This window comes from Myxococcales bacterium (genome assembly GCA_016703425.1).
GTDB lineage: Bacteria > Myxococcota_A > Polyangia > Polyangiales > Polyangiaceae > JADJCA01.
The window spans coordinates 71,068-88,285 of the sequence record JADJCA010000023.1 but is presented as its reverse complement, the minus strand read 5'-3'; the positions used below and the strand labels follow the sequence as shown (position 1 = coordinate 88,285).

The 17,218-nt window shown below is 67.7% G+C and carries 20 protein-coding genes; 9 read left to right on the top strand and 11 right to left on the bottom strand.

What is annotated here, in order from left to right; all coding sequences use genetic code 11:
* Nucleotides 1-47: 47 nt before the first annotated feature.
* The 3 genes from IPG50_31900 to IPG50_31890 all read right to left on the bottom strand — a co-directional run bounded on the left by IPG50_31900 (nucleotide 48) and on the right by IPG50_31890 (nucleotide 2,269).
* Complete coding sequence (locus tag IPG50_31900; protein ID MBK6696762.1) at nucleotides 48-311, bottom strand: hypothetical protein; 264 nt, start codon at nucleotides 309-311, stop codon at nucleotides 48-50.
* An 89-nt stretch (nucleotides 312-400) separates the two neighbouring features.
* Nucleotides 401-1,171, bottom strand: coding sequence for a type 1 glutamine amidotransferase domain-containing protein (locus tag IPG50_31895; protein ID MBK6696761.1), 771 nt, complete (start codon nucleotides 1,169-1,171; stop codon nucleotides 401-403).
* A 108-nt stretch (nucleotides 1,172-1,279) separates the two neighbouring features.
* The gene (locus tag IPG50_31890; protein MBK6696760.1) at nucleotides 1,280-2,269 is read right to left on the bottom strand and encodes a LysR family transcriptional regulator; all 990 of its coding nucleotides are present in this window, start codon (nucleotides 2,267-2,269) and stop codon (nucleotides 1,280-1,282) included.
* Between the two features lie 100 nt (nucleotides 2,270-2,369).
* Here IPG50_31890 and IPG50_31885 point away from each other — a divergent pair, with 100 nt between their 5' ends.
* Entirely contained in the window at nucleotides 2,370-3,305 is a 936-nt protein-coding gene (locus IPG50_31885; GenBank protein ID MBK6696759.1) for a carbon-nitrogen hydrolase family protein, read from the top strand.
* 84 nt (nucleotides 3,306-3,389) lie between these two features.
* On the opposite strand, the gene IPG50_31880 is transcribed toward IPG50_31885, so the two are convergent.
* Both IPG50_31880 and IPG50_31875 read right to left on the bottom strand, forming a co-directional pair.
* Nucleotides 3,390-3,701, bottom strand: a complete 312-nt coding sequence (locus tag IPG50_31880; protein MBK6696758.1) for a hypothetical protein — start codon at nucleotides 3,699-3,701, stop codon at nucleotides 3,390-3,392.
* 16 nt (nucleotides 3,702-3,717) lie between these two features.
* Nucleotides 3,718-3,930: a hypothetical protein gene (locus IPG50_31875; GenBank protein MBK6696757.1), complete on the bottom strand. Its 213-nt coding sequence runs from the start codon at nucleotides 3,928-3,930 to the stop codon at nucleotides 3,718-3,720.
* A gap of 127 nt (nucleotides 3,931-4,057) precedes the next feature.
* Here IPG50_31875 and IPG50_31870 point away from each other — a divergent pair, with 127 nt between their 5' ends.
* Nucleotides 4,058-4,717, top strand: a complete 660-nt coding sequence (locus IPG50_31870; protein MBK6696756.1) for a hypothetical protein — start codon at nucleotides 4,058-4,060, stop codon at nucleotides 4,715-4,717.
* A 44-nt stretch (nucleotides 4,718-4,761) separates the two neighbouring features.
* Here the strand turns inward: IPG50_31870 and IPG50_31865 are convergent, their stop codons facing one another.
* Entirely contained in the window at nucleotides 4,762-6,432 is a 1,671-nt protein-coding gene (locus IPG50_31865; GenBank protein ID MBK6696755.1) for a serine/threonine protein kinase, read from the bottom strand.
* A gap of 192 nt (nucleotides 6,433-6,624) precedes the next feature.
* Here IPG50_31865 and IPG50_31860 point away from each other — a divergent pair, with 192 nt between their 5' ends.
* Complete coding sequence (locus tag IPG50_31860) at nucleotides 6,625-7,260, top strand: hypothetical protein (protein MBK6696754.1); 636 nt, start codon at nucleotides 6,625-6,627, stop codon at nucleotides 7,258-7,260.
* Between the two features lie 198 nt (nucleotides 7,261-7,458).
* Here the strand turns inward: IPG50_31860 and IPG50_31855 are convergent, their stop codons facing one another.
* The 3 genes from IPG50_31855 to IPG50_31845 form a co-directional block, all read right to left on the bottom strand.
* A complete protein-coding gene (locus tag IPG50_31855; GenBank protein ID MBK6696753.1) occupies nucleotides 7,459-7,905 on the bottom strand; it encodes a hypothetical protein in 447 nt (148 codons plus the stop codon).
* Between the two features lie 351 nt (nucleotides 7,906-8,256).
* Entirely contained in the window at nucleotides 8,257-8,511 is a 255-nt protein-coding gene (locus IPG50_31850; GenBank protein ID MBK6696752.1) for a hypothetical protein, read from the bottom strand.
* A 156-nt stretch (nucleotides 8,512-8,667) separates the two neighbouring features.
* Nucleotides 8,668-10,095 (bottom strand): serine/threonine protein kinase, encoded by a 1,428-nt coding sequence (locus IPG50_31845; protein MBK6696751.1) that lies wholly within the window; start codon nucleotides 10,093-10,095, stop codon nucleotides 8,668-8,670.
* Between the two features lie 255 nt (nucleotides 10,096-10,350).
* On the opposite strand from IPG50_31845, the gene IPG50_31840 reads away from it, so the two are divergent.
* From IPG50_31840 to IPG50_31820, 5 genes are all read left to right on the top strand, one after another.
* A complete protein-coding gene (locus tag IPG50_31840) occupies nucleotides 10,351-11,391 on the top strand; it encodes a zinc-dependent alcohol dehydrogenase family protein (GenBank protein MBK6696750.1) in 1,041 nt (346 codons plus the stop codon).
* A gap of 197 nt (nucleotides 11,392-11,588) precedes the next feature.
* Nucleotides 11,589-12,323 (top strand): hypothetical protein, encoded by a 735-nt coding sequence (locus IPG50_31835; GenBank protein ID MBK6696749.1) that lies wholly within the window; start codon nucleotides 11,589-11,591, stop codon nucleotides 12,321-12,323.
* 127 nt (nucleotides 12,324-12,450) lie between these two features.
* Nucleotides 12,451-12,990, top strand: a complete 540-nt coding sequence (locus IPG50_31830) for a hypothetical protein (protein MBK6696748.1) — start codon at nucleotides 12,451-12,453, stop codon at nucleotides 12,988-12,990.
* Between the two features lie 78 nt (nucleotides 12,991-13,068).
* On the top strand, nucleotides 13,069-13,482 hold the full coding sequence (locus tag IPG50_31825; protein ID MBK6696747.1) for a hypothetical protein: 414 nt from the start codon (nucleotides 13,069-13,071) through the stop codon (nucleotides 13,480-13,482).
* Complete coding sequence (locus tag IPG50_31820; protein ID MBK6696746.1) at nucleotides 13,479-14,000, top strand: hypothetical protein; 522 nt, start codon at nucleotides 13,479-13,481, stop codon at nucleotides 13,998-14,000. The genes IPG50_31825 and IPG50_31820 overlap by 4 nt, the downstream gene beginning before the upstream one ends.
* Before the next feature lie 27 nt (nucleotides 14,001-14,027).
* On the opposite strand, the gene IPG50_31815 is transcribed toward IPG50_31820, so the two are convergent.
* Nucleotides 14,028-14,663, bottom strand: coding sequence for a hypothetical protein (locus IPG50_31815; GenBank protein ID MBK6696745.1), 636 nt, complete (start codon nucleotides 14,661-14,663; stop codon nucleotides 14,028-14,030).
* Between the two features lie 220 nt (nucleotides 14,664-14,883).
* Between IPG50_31815 and IPG50_31810 the strand changes: the two genes are divergently transcribed.
* Complete coding sequence (locus tag IPG50_31810; protein ID MBK6696744.1) at nucleotides 14,884-15,975, top strand: hypothetical protein; 1,092 nt, start codon at nucleotides 14,884-14,886, stop codon at nucleotides 15,973-15,975.
* A 23-nt stretch (nucleotides 15,976-15,998) separates the two neighbouring features.
* Here the strand turns inward: IPG50_31810 and IPG50_31805 are convergent, their stop codons facing one another.
* Nucleotides 15,999-16,466 (bottom strand): hypothetical protein, encoded by a 468-nt coding sequence (locus tag IPG50_31805; protein ID MBK6696743.1) that lies wholly within the window; start codon nucleotides 16,464-16,466, stop codon nucleotides 15,999-16,001.
* Nucleotides 16,467-17,218: the final 752 nt, after the last annotated feature.

The following is a 17,218-nucleotide window of genomic DNA, read 5'->3' as shown; positions in this document are numbered from 1 at the left end:
CGTTGACTGCGAGGCAGCCAAAACGAGCGATGCCGTGTGTTCGCCGCCTACCGCCGCAGCAGTCGGAAGGCGATATCGCGGGTGCGGCACGACTTGGCGCACGCGATCCACAGCAGCATCATGGGCTCGAGGAGTCGCGCGTTCTTGAGGGGCCCCGCGTCGACGGCGTCGAAGCCTACATCTTCGACGAGCTGCTTCACCACGCTCTTTCCGGCTTCGTCATCGCCGCAGAAGAAGTTCGTCGCGCGCACGTCGCCGTAGCCCGGCCGGGCGAGGTTCTCCGCGCCTTGAGCGTTGAACGACTTGAACACGTGGGCTCTCGGCAGCCTCTTCTGAAGCTCCTCCGCGGCCGAGCATCGCGACCTTCATGCGTCCCCCCTGAGACTGTGAACCCGCCGATTCATCGCCCCACCGTTTCAATGATCAGGTTTGCCGTCTCCCCGCCCGAGAAGTTCTGCTGTCCCGTGATCAGGTTGCCGTCGCGAATCGCGAACGGCCGCCACAGGCCCGCCTGCACGTAGTTGGCGCCCAGCTTCTTGAGTTCGTCCTCGATGCGCCACGGCATGAGGTGCTTGTCCCTCGAGAGCGCGCCCATGCCCCACACGGCGTTGTCCGCGAAGTCCTCCTCGGCGTTGGCGAAACCGGTGACGGTCTTGCCCTTCGCGAGGTACTCGCCGTTCGACAGCTTGGCGTACTTGAGGACCGCGACGCCGTGGCACAGCGCGCTCGCGATCTTGCCGGCCTCGTAGAACTCGACGAACTTCTTGTGGAGCTCGGTCGCCTTGTCGAACGAGAACATCGGCGCCTGTCCACCTGCGACGACGAGCGCATCAAACCGGGCGACGCTGATCTCCGACGCGGGCTTCGTCCTCTCGATGAGGGCCGCGAGGCTTGGCGTTGAGAGGAAACCCATGCTGATGAGATCGCTCGCCGAGTAGCCGCTGGCATCGCGCGGGTCGCTCATTCCGTCAGCCTCGCACTTGCCACCGGCAGGACTGAAGACCTCCACCTCGTAGCCCGCATCGTGGAACGCGAGGTACGGATGGGTGAGCTCGGACCACCAAAAGCCAACGGGCCAACCTGTCGTGGTCGACGTCGTCGGGTTGGCGATCACGATGGCCACGCGCTTGGGCTTGCTCTTGTTGACGGTGTTCGGATCTCTGAGGCTCATGGTGCGCTCCGTTGCGACGCGGAATGCGTCTCTCGGGATACGACTATTGAGCGCCCGAGAGGCACGGACAACAGAACCTCATGAAAGTCATCGTTTCGCCGCGTGCAACTACGACTTGAGCGTTCTCCGCTGCCGCTTTCGCCGCTGGCCGGACGTTGCGCCAATGTCGAGTCGAGTCCGGGGCTCGTCGTGGTGGTCGCCGGCCGTCTCGCGCGCGGCCCGCGCGAACACCTCGCGCAGGAAGCGATGTCCGGCGTCACCGTCGAACCGCGGATGCCACACCAGGCTGAGGGCGTACGGCCGAAGCTTGAGCGGCGCTTCAAGCACCTTCAGGCCAAAGCCGGGCGCGAGCCTTGCCGCGATGCGTTCGGAGATCGTCACGACGTAGTCGGTCTCCATGGCGAGCTGAAGAGCCGTCACGAAGTAGGGTACGGCGCGAACGACTCTCCGGTAGAGGCCCCTCTCCCGGAGAACGTCGTCGATGTAGCCGCCCGGCTTTCCCCTCGGTGCGACCTGGACATGAGAGAGCCGCACGAACTGCTCAAGGGAGAGGCGCCTCGCCGCGAGCGGATGGCCCTTCCGGACTGCGCAAACGAAGCGATCCGTGAGGAGCTGCCGGCTTCGCATCTCTTGTGGCAGTTCGCCGTAGATGCCCACCGCGAGGTCCGACCCGCCGTCCCGGAGCTGGGCCGCGTCGTCAGGCGTGTTCGGGACAAACCGTAGGCACAAGAGCGGTGCCTCCTCGCGCAGGATCCGGTCGACCGCGAGCCCGAGCACCGTGAGCACGTAGTCCGTGGCATGCACGACGAACGTTCGAGACAGTTCGCGCGCGACGAAAGGCCCCTCCGCCTCGAGGGTGAGGCGCGCCTCACGAACCACCGCGTGAACGCGCGGCTTTAGCGCCTCGGCACGGGGGGTGAGGACCATGCCGCGCCCCGAGCGTACGAGCACCGGATCGCCGATGCGCTCTCGGATACGCGCGAGGGCGTGGCTCATGGCGGGCGTCGACAAGCCCACTCGCCGGGCCGCACCGGTGACGCTGCCCTCTTGCAGGAGGGCGTCGAGGTTCACGAGGAGGTTCAGGTCTGATGGTTCCACTCGGTGCAACTATGTTGCGGCGCAGTTGCACCGGTCAAGGTTGTCTGAGGCCCGGCGAGCGCCGGAATTGACGCGGTCGGCCCCGCGCTATAGTCGGGGGATGCCCCGCATCGCCGTCGTGCAGAGCCCGCCCGTTCTCCTCGACAAGCGCGCCTCCATGGCGCGCGCGGCGGCTCTCGTCGACGAAGCCGCACGCGGCGGCGCGCGCTTCGTCGCGTTCCCCGAGACGTTCCTTCCCGGCTACCCCACGTGGATCTGGCGCCTGCGACCCGGTCGCGACATGACCCTCATCGGCGAGATCCACACCGAGCTGCTCGAGAACGCGATCGACCTCGCCCGCGACGACCTCGCGCCGCTCCGTGAGGCAGCGCGGCGCAACGACACGACCGTGCTCTGCGGGATCAACGAGCTCGACGGTGAGTTCAGCCGCGGCACCCTCTACAACACCGTCGTGCTCATCGGCGCCGACGGAGAGGTGAAGAACCGCCACCGTAAGCTGATGCCGACCAACCCTGAGCGAATGGTCTGGGGCACAGGCGACGCGCAGGGCCTGCGCGCGATCGAGACACCGATCGGGCGCGTCGGCGCGCTCATCTGCTGGGAGAACTTCATGCCGCTCGCGCGGTACGCGCTCTACGCAGACGGAATGGAGATCTTGTTCGCCCCCACGTGGGACAGCGGTGACGGCTGGATCGGAACGATGCAGCACATCGCCCGCGAGGGGCGCTGCTTCGTCGTCGGATGCGGCACCGCGCTCGAGGCGAGCGATATCCCCGCCGACTTCCCGGGGCGCTCCGAGCTTTTCCCGGACCCGAACGAGTGGGTGAACGACGGCGACTCCGTCGTTGTGGCGCCCGGTGGAAAGCTCATCGCCGGACCGATGCGCCGCGAGAAGGGCCTCCTCTTCGCGGACATCGATCGCGCCGCCGTGGCGCCCGCACGTCGGGTTCTCGACGTCACCGGTCACTACGCTCGCGCGGACGTGTTCCAGCTTCACGTCCGACGCTCGGCCATGCCACCCGTCGTCGACACTTGAAGCGCGGCGCGTCGGGCCACGCCAGGAGCGCCTTCCTCACCCCGCAGCCCCACCCCAGACGCTCGGTTGAGCGGACGTCGGCGCCTACGTGCCGCCTCGCCGTCGTCGCCTCGCGGCCGCGCCGCCACTGCTCCCGTGCAGACACGCGGCGCCTATCACGAAGCCTAGGTTGTAGGTCCACCCGCTATTGCGCACCTCGTAGACCGCAACGGAAGGGTCGAACAGCGAGACCACGAACGTTATCCAGATGATCACGCCGTGCCAGAGCCCAAGGAAGAAGCCGGCGGGCGGACCATTCGTCGCGGTATGCACGAGCGGGTTGGGTCCAGGCGCGCAGCCGAGGAGCAGAGCGCCAAGGAGAACGCTCCCGACGGCGCCTTTGAGGGAGTACCGCATCGTGACGGGCGCGTTGCTAGCCGCGTGCCAGGCCTGTAGGACCAAGCGCGCCGAGTCTTCGTGTCACGGCCACGCAGCTCTCGCAGCGAAGCGCAGCGTCTGCGTTCGCGACGGCGGCCATCGTAGCGCCGGCGAAGTGCTCGACGACGCGAGACTCGGCGCCGTCCGCGGCGCTCAAGAGGTACGTCGCCGATCGCTTGGCGCTGTACGCTTGCGCGCCGAGCATCATGACCCCGTTCGGGTCGAGAAATCGGGTCGAGAAAGGGGGTGCCGCCGAACAGCAACCCGGGGCCGTCCCCCAATGTCCGAACGATGGATCCCGGAACAGGACGTCGCCCTGTAGTCTTTGCTGCAAGATGCACATCGGCACCGTCTCAACGAAACTGACGCACACTCGAACCATCCCGCTTCTCGTGTGCCTCCTTGGCTGCAGTGGTGAAGGCGACGCCAACAACAAGCTCTCGCTCGCGTGGAAGTTCGGGAGCGGCGATTGCGCCTCGAACAAGGTCGAGAAGGTGAAGGTCACCGTAACTCCGCCGGGCGGAGCATCGGCCGCCAGTGAGTTCGCCTGCGCGGCCGGGGCCGGCGACCTCGGCGACATCACGACGGGCAGCTATGGGATCAAGGCTGAGGGGCTCGACGGCGCGGGAACGCCCCGCTTCGAGGCCTCGATGACCGCGTCGTTCCCTGACGGGAAGGTGAGCGGCCCGCTCGATCTCACATTGCGGCCCAAGGCATCGAACGTGAACGTCACGTGGAACGGCTGCCCCCCGGGAGTCGTTCAGCCTTACTTCGTCGCCCTCTATCGACCGCCGACGTCGGGGACCGCGCTCACGAACAAGGTGAAGGAAGTCCAAGAGTCGTGTCAGGCGAAGCGAGCGACGCTCGAGAGCATCGCGCCCGGCGACTACGTCGTCGAGGTCAACAGTCGAGCGGTGACTCCCGCCGTGCGAGGGACGAAGCCCGTGACCGTCGTGGCGGGTCAGGACGTCGAAGTGGCCTTGTCGGTTCCGTAAGCGGGAGGCGCGTTGCGGAAAGATCCTCGACGGTGGCCGTGCTCCTAGTCGGCGACGCGCGTGACCAGGAGAGGCGGAACGGACGCATCGCCCTCCACGCGGGGCGCGCCCGAGCCCGCGCCAGCAGACGAGCCACCAGACGAGCCACCAGACGAGCCACCAGACGCGCCACCAGACCGCAGTTCGTGGCGGTGGGCCTTCCACCAGTCGGCGGCGCGCGCGTTCGTCCACCGACCCGCCATGACGCAGGCCTGAAGGCGTTCGCGCAAGACGTGCGCTGAAGCGGGCCGATCTTCCGGTCGCTTCGCCAAGCACGCGAGGAGCACGGCCTCAAGATCGACCGACACGGGCTTGCCGAGCCGCGCCGACGGGGCGTCGGGTACCGAATGCAGGTGATGCGCGCAAACCTCAAGGATCGAGCGTCCGCCGAAGACGTGCGTGCCCGTGAGCAGCCAATAGCCGACAGCGCCGACGGAGTAGATGTCCGTCCTCGCGTCGACCGTGACTGGCGCCGTGACGCTCTCAGGCGCGATGTAGAGTGGCGTCCCGGTGATCGCGTTCGTCATCGTAAGCGCCGGCTCCGACGCGGCCACGTCGGACGCCTTGTAGCCGACATCTTTCACGAGACCGAAGTCGACGACCTTGACCAAGTCCGAGATGCCGCCGCGATCGACGACGAGGATGTTGCCAGGCTTGATGTCGCGATGAATGAGCCCAGCGTCGTGCGCCTCGGCGAGCGATCCCGCAACCTGCTCGAGCAAGTGAATGACGCGCTCCTCCGGCAGGGGACCTGCCACTTCGACGAGCTCGTCGAGCGCTGCGCCCTCGAGGAGCTCCATCGCGTAGTAGAAGACGCCGTCGGTCGTGCGTCCGTAGTCGAAGACGGTCACGGTGTTGGGATGCGTGAGCATCGCGGTGCGCCGCACCTCGCGCTCGAAGCGCGTGAGCGCGTCTTTGCCGGCACGGTCGGGCGAGAGGAGTTTGATGGCGGTGGGGCGACGCAGCATCGCGTGGGACGCGCGGTAGACCACGCCCATCCCGCCTTCGCCGAGCCTCTTCTCGAGCGTGTATTGTCCGAGCCGCTGGACGTCTTTCACCGCCTTGCGGAGGCCATGAACGAGCTGCGAGAAGGCCACGGCGATCGCCGCGGCGATGCCCCAAATGACGAACGAAACGAACGTCGCGATGAAGGCGATGTCGCCGACCTGGCCTTTGGGCCAGATGGCCGCGGGCGGATCGTGGAGCGCGGGATCCCACGAACGGAACGCGACGAAGATGCAGCCGAGCAGCGGCACCGTCATGAGCGCGGCGACGATCAGGGTGTGCCGTGCCGTCGACGGGACGTAGACGGCGTAGACGAGGAGGATGTACGTGAGGCCCGTGCGCACGATCATGTCGGGCGACGCCGTGAGGTCTAAGACGAGCGCCATCGATGAGAACGCGGTCGTGCCGACGAACAGCGCCGAGAATTCGACGACGCGAACGAATCGTCGGGAGCGCGGCGCGCCGCGTAAGAGGAGCCACATCGCAGCGAACGCAACGATGACGACGAGGAGTGGGACGCTGGCGCGACTGAAAGGGGCGCGCCCCACGAAAAGCGCTGTGGCGGTGATCACCGCGACATATCCGAGGTTCACGAAGGAGAGGTCGCGACCGAAGCGGGCGAGCCGGGCTTGCCGCAGCTCTTGGTCGACTGCGCCTCCGGTGGAATCCAAGGACCAGTCATACACGTGCCTCGCGCGCGGCGTACGGCTCGTTCCCCGGCCCTACCAATCGGCCTTACCAAAACGCTCGAGGACGCAAACGACGCGCCTCCCGCGGTGCGTCGCCGCCTTGACCGCTGGCCGCGAGGTGTCGCCCGCGCTAAGCCTCCTCGGCGCGGCCTGTGGTCGGCGCCCGGAGTACCGATGCACGCTTGCACCGTCGTCTGCCTCGTTCGCCTGGTTCGCGCCATGCCCGTCCTTGGCCTCGCCGCGTTCGCGACCGCGTCGTGCGGCGCCATCGCCGAATCCGCCCCCACCGGTAGCGACGCAGGCGCTCCTGGCGTGTCCGCCCCCGTGGTCGCCGCGCCCGACGCGTCGACGACGCGGGAAGCCGGCGTTCCACCTTCGGGGCTCTGCACGGGCACGGCGCCGCGCCTCTTCGTCAACGGCGACGAGGTGCCGGTCCTCGAAGCGCGCGGCAAGGCCATCGCCATGAACTGCTGCGACGCAGGCGAGCTCATCATCGTCGCGGGGACCTTCGCCGCGCCCGTCTTCTTTTGGTGGCGCGTCGCCGCGACAACCGGCGGCCACATCGACTTCAACGGCGGCGCGATGCCCGGCGCAGAGCTCGCCATCGGGTGCGATCCGCTCTCCTCCGATTGTGAGAAGCTCGGCGCCGAGCGCTTTGCGTCCGGGTTCAAGGGCACCATCGATTTCTCGGCAACGCCAACCGGTCAAACCGCGAGCTACTGCGTCAGCGTGACCGAAGCGCCTGGAGCGCCGAACACGCGCTTTCACTCCATGACGATTTACGCGCCTAAGGTCGACGCGACCTTCTGACGCAAGCGGCGCGAAAGCGACGGCGAACGTCTCAGCCGGCGCGCTTGAGCGTTTGGTTTCGGAGCACGGAATGAAGTCCTCGGGGCGCTTTCGCGAGCTTCGAGATCTCGGGCTCAAGCCCACGGCGGGCGCACTTGTCGCCGCCGGCCGGCGTCAGGGCTGGTCTGCTCGCGAGACGCGTAGCCCGAGGTGGCGGCGTTACGGGCCGCGCAGTGACTCGAGGACGTCGTACGCGTCGATGATGCCCGGGGCCGCCCGGTAGTTGTAACAGTTGATGTTGTACGCGCTGTACTTGACCTCACCGCCCGCGCCGAACGTCGTCATGAAGTGCTCGCGCCCGTCATAGCCTCCGCACGGCGGGTTTGGGGTGTAGGTGATCGCTTGGAGAGCCTGCTCCACGCGAATCGCCTCACCGTCGTCGAGGACGCGCTCCACCGTCGGGTAGTCCTGGCTAGGCCCGCTCGGCTTCTGACCGCCCGCGAAGGCGCAGCCCGGCCACTTCATCGTCTGGGTCGCACGTTCGTAGTCCACGGACCGGTATTGGCTGTCGCATCCGGACGGCGCTCCGAGGCGCACGCGCGCGAGCGTCACGCGAAGGACCGCCGCATCAACGGCGAGCGGCACCGACGGCGGCCGCCCGGGCATGGCGTCCGGGGCCACGCTCGGTCCGCCCCCAGGTGACACGCCGGGTGACGCGCCGGGGGTTCCCCCGCCGCCTGCCGGCGCAGCCGTGCGAGTGGCGTCCGACTCTGGCTCGCTGATCGCGCCACCACACGCCGCAAGGCTGATCGAGCCGATCGATAGAAGCGCCACGAGAAGGAAATCGCTGTGCGGTCGCATGCGCTTGCCGCTGCAAGGGACAGACCGCTCAAGAAACCCCGCGAGAGTAGCGCGAAGGAGCGACGGTCCTCTGGCCGCCGGCCATGGCGTGGCACACGTTGCTACATCTGCGATGACGTTGGCGGCGATGTGACGCGCCCGACCGAACTTGGGGACTCAGTGCTTGTCGTCGAAGGCGATGCCTTTTTGGACCTGCTCGATGGCGTCTTTGGTATGGCCGAGAGCCTTCACGCGGTGCCCGCCCTTGTCGTGACTCGCCTTCTCGAGTTGCTCTTTCGCCACCTTGAGCGCCGAGAGTGCGGCTTGCATGTGGGGCTGCGGCTCGGCTTGTGCCAGGCTGACGTGACCGAAACCGATGGTTGTCGCGAGTGCGCCCGCAAGGGCAACGGTGCTGAGCTTCCAGACGTTCATGAGGCCTCCGAGGCGAAGAGAGACGGATTAGCGAGCAAGACTATTCGCAGCGCCCTGGCCGCGCGCGCCCTTGGTTCACTTGCGGGCGTCGATCGGTCGCAGCTCGTAGGTCGACATGCGCCGGCAAGCCCTTCGAGTTCGTGCGCGTCGCTGCGCTCACTTCCTCTTCGACCGCGGCTCCGCTTTGGACGCCTTCCGCACTGCGGCGGCCGCGTCGACCGCGAGCCCGCCCGCCGATGGCGAGCCAGCGTCCGCCGGCGCGTGAGCCTGCGGCGGGCCGACCTCCGCCGACGCCGCGAGTGGCGCTTGTGCACGGGCCTCCGCGGAAGCGTCGGAGGCCGCGGCCGCCGGGGCTCTCGCGAGCACCTGGCCGGGAGCGGCGAGGAGCGCCGCCGAGGCCGTTCCTTGCTGCGGTCGCGTGAACACGAGCGCCACGCCGGCGAGGACCGCGAGCGCGACAACCGCCATCGCGGCCACCGCGCGTCGGCGCGTCGGACCCGGGACGACGAGCACCTCCGCAAGGGTCGCTTGCTCCGATCGCGGCAGCTCGACGGAGATGTCGAGGCTGCTCTTTCCCGCGGGACGCCCAGCGCGAGCGGCGTCGCCGGGTACCGATGAACGAGACGTCGGCGACGGCTCCCGCTGAGACGGAGGGGAAAGCGGCAAGAACGGGCCCGAGGACGGCGTCGACGCGGCGATGGCCTCGATGTGCTTCGCGATCCCTGCGTGCTTCGCCGCGCCAAATGCCTCGAGCCGCTGCACGAGCTCGAGGATGGTCCCGAAGCGCTCTTGCGGCTCCTTCTGGAGGCACTTGTCGATGATGCGGGCCAAGACGTGCGTCACGTCCGGTCGCTTCGATCGAACCGAGGGCGCTGGCTCCTTCAGCACGAGCGCGCAGACCTCAGCGACCGACGGAGCTTCGAAGGGCGGCGCGCCCGTGAGAAGCTCATACAGCGTGGCGCCGAGGGCCCAGATGTCCGCGCGGGCATCGACGTCTTTCGCGGAGCGCATCTGCTCCGGCGCCATGTACGCGGGGGAGCCGAAGATGTCTTGCGTGCGCGTGATGCTCGCGTCGAGCGGCCCGGCCTTCGCGAGACCGAAGTCGAGCACCTTGAGGATCGTTACGCCGCCGACCTTGCGGGCCAGAAACATGTTCTTGGGCTTGATGTCTCGGTGGACGATGCCGTTGGCGTGAGCCTCGGCGAGCGCCTCGCAGGCGGCGAGGATGTAGCCGACCGCTTCCTCGATGGGCAGCGGTCCCCGAGCCTTGAGCTCCTCTTCGAGGTCGCGACCTTCGAGGTAGTCCATCACCGCGTAGGGCGCGCCGCTCGCGAGCAAGCCGAAGTCCGTCACCCGCGCGACGTGCTCCGTTTGGAGCCGCGCGACCAGCTGGGCCTCGCGACGAAAGCGTTCGATCTGAAAGGCCGAGCGGTGCTCGCCCAGCACCTTGACGGCCACCCGATGCCCAAGCTCCAGATGGACTGCCGCGAGGACGACGCCCACGCCGCCTTCGCCAACCACGCTTTCGATGCAATAGCGCCCGGCGATCACCTCGCCGGGCGCGGGAACCGAGCTGTCTCCCATGCGAACCCAAAATGTTAGCGATCCGCCGGCAGGGCGCCCAACACGAAGATGGCATTCTTCCGATGGCCAGCACGGTGACCACGTCCTCGTCGCAATCCGCATTTCGAGAACGAGGCCGTGCGACTTGGCGACTCGGAGTCGAAGAGCCGACGCCCAACGCGGCTCGCCCACGTGACTTTCCCCAAAAAGTCGCCGGCGAGCCGGCGAGTGCGAATCTTGCAACGTGGTGCGCTACCCCACAGCAAGGACGCCATCATGAAAGCACTCGTCTACGGCGGACCGGGCCAACGCGCCCTCGAAGACAAACCGAAGCCGACGATCCAAAAGCCGACGGATGCCGTGGTCCACGTGAAGAAGACGACGATCTGCGGAACGGACCTCCACATCTTGAAGGGCGACGTCCCGAGCGTTGCGAAGGGACGCACGCTCGGCCATGAAGGGGTCGGCGTCGTGGACCAGATCGGCGAGAGCGTCTCGAGCTTCAAGGTGGGCGACCGCGTCATCATTTCGTGCATCAGCGCCTGCGGCAAGTGCGCCAACTGCAAGAGGGCGATGTACTCGCACTGCCTGAGCGGCGGAGGCTGGATCCTCGGAAACGAGATCGACGGCACGCAGGCCGAGTACGTGCGCATCCCATTTGCCGACGGAAGCCTCCACACCATTCCCGACGGAGCCGACGAGGAAGCGCTCGTCATGCTCAGCGACATCCTGCCGACGGCCTTCGAGTGTGGCGTCATGAACGGGCGCGTGAAGCCGGGCGACACAGTGGCCATCGTCGGCGCGGGTCCCATCGGCATGTCGGCCATTCTGACGGCGAGGTTCTATTCGCCCGCGGAGATCATCGTGGTCGACACCGACAATAGCCGCCTCGAGATCGCGAAGGCGCTCGGCGCGACGAGCGTCATCAACAACAGCGATAGGCAAGCGCTGATGAAGATCATGGCGCTGACGTCGGGCCGCGGGGTCGACGTCGCGATCGAGGCGGTCGGCGTGGTCGCAACGTTCGACCTCTGTCAGCGCGCGGTTACGGCCGGCGGCCACATCGCGAACATTGGAGTTCATGGCAAGCCGGTGCAGCTCGAACTTGACCGCCTCTGGTCGCACAACGTGACGTTGACGACCGGCCTCGTCGATACGAAGGCGATCCCGATGCTCCTTCGGACCGTGCTCTCGGGCAAGATCGACCCGAGGAAGCTCATCACGCACCGCTTCGCCCTCGCCGACGCGATGAAGGCGTACGACACGTTCGGCGATGCGATGCAGCAGCGAGCCATGAAGGTCGTCATCACCAACTGACGGCGCCGCCCCCTTGAGCGTCTCAGCTGGGCCTTCGCCGTAGCTGCGCGCATCACTCCCGCGCTCCCGCGCGGCGCAGAATCTTCTAGAGTGTCGCCGAGTTGCAAAAAGATCGACCCCCGTGTCGATAGGGCCCCGGCTCGTCCGTCGCGTCTTCAGACGTGACCGGCAATCGCCGGCCCAGCGAGGAGTCCGACATGCGCTTTCTGATCATGCACAAGAACGATCCGCGAACCGAAGCCGGCGAGCCGCCCCCGAAGGAGGTCGTCATGAAGATGGGCGCGTTCATCGGTGAGTATGCAAAGTCGGGACGCTTCAGGGATGGAGCCGGGCTCCGCGGCAGCGACACGCGCACGCGTCTCGTGTTTCGCGACGGCCGCTGCACGGTGAAGCACGGTCCTTACCGAGGCGAGCACGAGCTGCCTCACGCGCTTTGGCTGCTGAAGGTGCGCACGCGCGAAGAGGCCATCGGCTGGGCCGAGCGCTACGGCAAGATCCTCGGCGACGGCGAGATCGAGCTGGGCAAAGTCAGCGAGCCTTGGGACATCGGCCTCGCGCCACCGCCCGAGAACCCGCCGCTTCAACTCCTGCTCATCGAAAAGGCCGATGCGACTACCGAGGCAGGCCCGCGCAGCCCGAAGCAAAAGGCTGAGCTCACGCGCCTCGCGACGGAGATGACCAAAGCCGGGGTCTTGCTTCGCACGCTCGAGCTAAAGCCCAGCGCCACAGCCAAGCGACTCGTGTTCACCAACAACGATCTGCGGGTGCTCGATGGCCCGTTCACCGAGTCGAAGGAGCTCCTCGGGGGCTTCGCGGTGCTGGAGCTGATCGACACCGACGAAGCGATCGCCATGTGCCGCCCTTACGCAGAGATCCTGGGCGGCACGCTCGAGATCGACGTTCGTCAGGTGGACCAAGACGACAACGACTGAGTCGTCGCTGCCCGCCGTGACGCAGGGAGTAAAGCGCGTTCACCCGGTTCGTTCGGGTAGAAGCGGCCGACCAAGACGTAATGCACGGCGACGCAGGCTGCCGGGTCAGGCGTCTTGGGAGGTAGTGATGCGAAAGCTCGACGTGGGTATTGGCGCGCTCTTGGTTCTCGTGGCTGCTGCGTGCAGCAGCGGTGGCGGGAGCACCGGCTCGGGTGGCTCAGGCCTTGGGGGTTCAAACGGGAACTGCGGCTCGTCGAGCGACAAGACCACGGGTTCGACGACCGACGGGACCGGCAAGACCGGTGATCCGAAGAAGCCGACCGGGTCGGGCACCGGCGGAGGCACGGGTGGCGGCACGGGCGGTGATCTCGATCCGTTGGCCGACAAGCCATGCACGGAGTCGTCTAGCACCGGTTCGTCGAGCTCTTCGAGTTCCTCTAGCTCGTCGAGCTCGTCGTCGGCCGACAAGCCGAAGGGCAACACGAAGTTCGGAGACAACTGCACCGCGTCGAGCGAATGCGCCGACGGCAAGTGCGTCCAGTTCAAGGGCAACGACGGGCAGACGCACGGATTCTGTTCGCGTCAGTGCACGAAGTCCGCCGATTGCCCCGAGAGCGGATGGGAGTGCAACCTCGCGCCCTACACGGCCTGCGTGCCGGCGAAGTAGAACCCGGCGCCGGCGAAGCGGCACCTCCGCCCGTCACTGGCACTTGTCGCGAACTGCGGAGAGTGCGAGAGGCTGCCCATGTCTCCTCCTGCGTCGCTGCGCGCGTGGTTCGTGGTGCACTTCATGGCGGATGTCGTCTTCGCTGCGCCGCTCTTCCTGGCGCCTCGCTCGTTCCTCGGCCTGCTCGGATGGGCCTCCGTCGACCCTGTCGCGACGAGGCTCGTCGCGGCGGCGCTTTTTGGAATTGGGATCCAGTCACTCCTCGGGAGAAACGAAGGCGCTGAAGCCTTCCGCGCGATGCTGAACGTGAAGATCATTTGGTCGGCGACGGCCACGCTCGGGCTGGTGTGGTCGGCGCTCGATGGCGGTCCGCCGTTCGCCTGGGCCTTCGTCGCGGTCTTCGCGACGTTCAACGCCGTGTGGACCTACTACCGCGTTCGCCTCGGCAGCGCGGCCTCCTCGGCACCGGCCCAGCTTGCGAGGGTCCAATGAGCCTCTCTCATCGCCTCCGCGCGTCGTTCACGTCGCTCGGGTTCCTCACGCAACGGGAAGCGCTGGTCGGAGCCCTGTGCACGTTGTTACTGGCGTGCTCGACCGCGCCCAGCACGACCGGCACGCCTGCCTCGTCGCTTGATGCCGCGGCCGCGGACGACGCAGCCTCCGACGATGCCGGCACGGCGGACGCGGCGCCCAAAACGGCCTTCGGCTCGCCGTGCAAGGTTGGCGACGACACGAGCTGCGGCGCGGGCCTCTTCTGCCTCGCAGGTCCAGCCGGAGGAAAGACCGGGTTCTGCACCAAGAGCTGCCCGAAGACCTCGAGCGCGGCCTGCGCCGACGCACCTCCAGGCACCAGTGCCTTTTGCCTGGTCACCGACGCCAACGCAGCGGGCGACAAGGGCTGCGCCTTCTTGTGCAAGAAGGCCGCGGCAACGTTCACGTGCCCGGGCGCGCTCAAGTGCCAGACCACGGACGAGCCGGCCGGCAGCGGCCAGTTTCTCTGTCTTCCCTAAGATCACTTCGGTCGCGCCGGATCAAGGTTACCGACGGCGTTCGAGGATCAACGTGGCGATCGGCAGGAGCATGATGACCGGAAATACGTAGAAGCGTGGGTCGGAGAGCTCGAGGCCGCGCGGGCGATACACCCCGCCTTCGACCGCGCATGCCACGCCGTAGACGACCAGCATCGCGAGCCCGCAACGTTGCCACCGCTGAAGGTCCACGCCGGGGCATGGCGGAGACGGCCGCGGACGAAGGGCGATGGCGCGCGGGTCGACATCCCACAAGAGCATTCCAACCAAGGCGAACCAAATCAGCGTGATCACGATCGCGGTGGGAGTGACGCCCGTGCTCCAGCAAAGCGCCATGATCGCCGTCGCGATGGGAAGCGCGAGCACGACACCAGCGAAGGCGAAGCGCTGCGTCACGAGGAGAGCGGCTGCGACGAGCTGCAAGACGCCGACGAATCGATAGAACGCGCCGGTTGCGTAGAACGCGTGCAGAAACTCGTGGAAGGCGCCACCGTTCGCGGGGTCGGTGAAGCGTTGACCGAGCACCTTCTTGAGGCCCGCCGGCACGAAGGCGAAGCCGACGACGAGCCGAAGGACAATGATCGCCGTCGTTGGCCCCGCGGCGGAGCGCGCGCGGCGCAGCCAACTTTCAAGCGCGACGAGCATCGAGACGGCAGGTTACGCGCTCGCCGCGAGCGGAGCGAACTCAGCTCCGCTCGGGTCACGGCCCGACGTAGCGTGCGCGCCGCCAAGGGACGGCTCTCATGGTCGAGAGGGCCTTTGCCGAGTGGCCGATGCCGTGCGTTAGATCTGCTGGTATAGGGGCGAGAGGCCGCAGTGGCGGGAATGCGCCACGACGCGCCCGTCGTTGACGTTGCGAGGAGCCATGATGATGGAAGCCACAGTGAAGGTCGTCGCGGTCGCTTTGCTATGCGCGCTCGGCTGTTCGAAGACGGAGGCGCCCCCTGGCGGGACGCCATCTTCGGCGGTGGCGGCGCCGGCGCCGGCGACGTCGGGCGCAAAGCCAGCGGTGGTCAGCGCGATGCGCGTACTCCCAGCGGCGGACATGCCGAGCGGCGTGGTCGCCGCGGGCAAGATCGACAAGATCGTCGCTTGGAGCGACAAAAACGGTGAGAACCTCGCCGTCTTCTCCCGAACCGAGCGCGCGAAGAAGGCCGCGAACGGCGAGACGAGCGGAAGCCTGGAGGCTCTTCACGTCGTCGCCGGGAGCCCGCCCAAGGTTTTGCGTCAGGTGAAGGACCGCGTCGACAACTGCGAGAACGAGCTGGTCGTCGAGTGGAGAGACGCGGCTCTGGCGGTCACCGACCTAGACAAGGACGGCATTGGCGAGCTGACGTTTGCGTACGCGCTCAACTGCGCGAGCGACATCACTCCCGCGACGCTCAAGCTCCTCACGGTGGAGGACGGTCAGAAGTACATCTTGCGGGGCTCGACGTTCCGCGCGGCGGAAGGGATCCAGGAATCGATGGGGGGCGAGTTCGTCGTCGACGCATCCTTCAAGAAGGCGCCGCCCGAGTTCTTGGAGAATGCGAAGAAGGTCTGGGCGAAGGTTCGACCGCATACGGCAGAAGACGCGGCGAAGGCCAAGCGGCCCGGTGCCTCCAAGAAGGCGGCGAGCGCGTGCGTTCGGCTCGCGTGGGAGGAGGTCCCCAAGACGGACCCCCAAGCGCCGATCAAGGGAGTGAGCGGCCGCGTGGCCAGCGGCGAGGGAGCCGACTTCCAGGGCAAGATGGAGAAGTTTCTCACGCTGGAGCTCGACAAGCCCCTCTGCGACTTTGGTGGGCAATCTGTCTCCGAGATCCAGCTAGCGCCCCAGTCGATGACAGAAGCGGAAAAGAAGAAGCTTCGGACGTTCGTCGGCAAGCGCGTGACGATCTCCGGGTCGGGTTCGGAGGCGGCGACGGTCCACGACCATCGACCGATCAAGGTCTGGGTCGAGACCATCACCGCGCTTTGAGCTCACGCCGCGTGCCCGCGCGGCTACCTCTTCGTCATCAAGAAGAACACCGCCGCGCCGAGCGCGAGCACGACGGCGACAAGGACCGCCATGGTGCGCCAGCCCCTGTCCATCGCCCGCGGTGTCACGTCGCCTTCGGGGCTGGCATCGTCACGTGTGTCGATGCGAGGCTCCGCGGCACGCGACTTCTTCGCGGCGGCTTTGACCTCCGCGTCGCTCTGCGTCGGCTTCTTTGAGGGCGCCATCCCATTCGCTCGAGCCGGCTCCGCTTCAGGCGACTTTCCCTTCCGCTTCTTCGGCTTCTGCTTCTGCTGCGAGGCTGTGGCCCGCGCCTTCTGTCGCTCGCTGCGGCGCTCGGCCTTCCGCTTGCGCGCGGCCGCCTTCTCCGCCGCGCTCTTTCGACGCTCGCGCACGACAGGCGAGCGCGGCTCCGATTGCGATTCGGACGGCGCCGCCTGCTCGTCGTCGTCTTTCCGCGTCGTCGTCGTCATCGTCTGCGTCCCAACCCGCATCGAGGGCGCTCATGTCGGGCTCACTCGACGCAGGCGCCCGAATCGCAGGAGCGGCAGGTGGGGGTGCCACAGCAGGCGTAGGCGCTGGCGCAGCAACCGGTTGCGGCGCGGCCGCAACCGGCGGCGTAGCGGCGACCGCGGGTGCGGCTACCACCGGCGGCTTCACGGCGACCGCAGGTGCGGCCACCGCCGGCGGCTTCACGGCGACCGCGGGTGCGGGTGCGGCCACCGCCGGCGGCTTCAGGGCCGCAGGCCCCCGCGGCTTCACGGCGACCGCGGGTGCGGGTGCGGCCACGACCGGGGGCGCGACGACGACCGCGGGTGCGGGCGCGGCCGCCACCGTTGGTGCAACGACCGCGGCGGCAGGCGCAACGGTGATCGGCTTGCTCTCTAGTGGCTTGGCAGGGAGCGGCGCAGGCGCCGTCGCAGCAGCGGGCGCGGCAGGTGCGGGCGCGACGACGGGGATCGGCGCCGCGACGGGGGTCGGCGCGGCGGCCACTGCTGATGTGGCTGGCGCTGGTGTGGCCGGCCGTGGTGCGGGCGCGGCCGCAGGTGGCGCGGCCGACTTCGCAACGGGCTTCGCGACCGCGGGCGCGGGCGCGGGCGGCGCAGATGGCACCGGGCGCGGAGCCGCTCCGCCGAAGAGCGCGGCCAATCGCGCCGCGCCCTCAGCGCCACCACGCGGAGGCATCGGACGAGGCGCCGCCGGGCGGGGCGCCGCTGCCGGTGCG

Bases quoted from the DNA above. Each gene is read 5' to 3' on its own strand.
- IPG50_31845 (MBK6696751.1), bottom strand. From the start codon at position 10,095: ATGGGAGACAGCTCGGTTCCCGCGCCCGGCGAGGTGATCGCCGGGCGC.
- IPG50_31870 (MBK6696756.1), top strand. From the start codon at position 4,058: ATGCACATCGGCACCGTCTCAACGAAACTGACGCACACTCGAACCATC.
- IPG50_31820 (MBK6696746.1), top strand. From the start codon at position 13,479: ATGAGCCTCTCTCATCGCCTCCGCGCGTCGTTCACGTCGCTCGGGTTC.
- IPG50_31810 (MBK6696744.1), top strand. From the start codon at position 14,884: ATGATGATGGAAGCCACAGTGAAGGTCGTCGCGGTCGCTTTGCTATGC.
- IPG50_31805 (MBK6696743.1), bottom strand. From the start codon at position 16,466: ATGACGACGACGACGCGGAAAGACGACGACGAGCAGGCGGCGCCGTCC.
- IPG50_31885 (MBK6696759.1), top strand. From the start codon at position 2,370: ATGCCCCGCATCGCCGTCGTGCAGAGCCCGCCCGTTCTCCTCGACAAG.
- IPG50_31840 (MBK6696750.1), top strand. From the start codon at position 10,351: ATGAAAGCACTCGTCTACGGCGGACCGGGCCAACGCGCCCTCGAAGAC.
- IPG50_31825 (MBK6696747.1), top strand. From the start codon at position 13,069: ATGTCTCCTCCTGCGTCGCTGCGCGCGTGGTTCGTGGTGCACTTCATG.
- IPG50_31830 (MBK6696748.1), top strand. From the start codon at position 12,451: ATGCGAAAGCTCGACGTGGGTATTGGCGCGCTCTTGGTTCTCGTGGCT.
- IPG50_31855 (MBK6696753.1), bottom strand. From the start codon at position 7,905: ATGCCCGGGCGGCCGCCGTCGGTGCCGCTCGCCGTTGATGCGGCGGTC.
- IPG50_31815 (MBK6696745.1), bottom strand. From the start codon at position 14,663: ATGCTCGTCGCGCTTGAAAGTTGGCTGCGCCGCGCGCGCTCCGCCGCG.
- IPG50_31895 (MBK6696761.1), bottom strand. From the start codon at position 1,171: ATGAGCCTCAGAGATCCGAACACCGTCAACAAGAGCAAGCCCAAGCGC.
- IPG50_31850 (MBK6696752.1), bottom strand. From the start codon at position 8,511: ATGAACGTCTGGAAGCTCAGCACCGTTGCCCTTGCGGGCGCACTCGCG.
- IPG50_31880 (MBK6696758.1), bottom strand. From the start codon at position 3,701: ATGCGGTACTCCCTCAAAGGCGCCGTCGGGAGCGTTCTCCTTGGCGCT.
- IPG50_31875 (MBK6696757.1), bottom strand. From the start codon at position 3,930: ATGATGCTCGGCGCGCAAGCGTACAGCGCCAAGCGATCGGCGACGTAC.
- IPG50_31860 (MBK6696754.1), top strand. From the start codon at position 6,625: ATGCACGCTTGCACCGTCGTCTGCCTCGTTCGCCTGGTTCGCGCCATG.
- IPG50_31835 (MBK6696749.1), top strand. From the start codon at position 11,589: ATGCGCTTTCTGATCATGCACAAGAACGATCCGCGAACCGAAGCCGGC.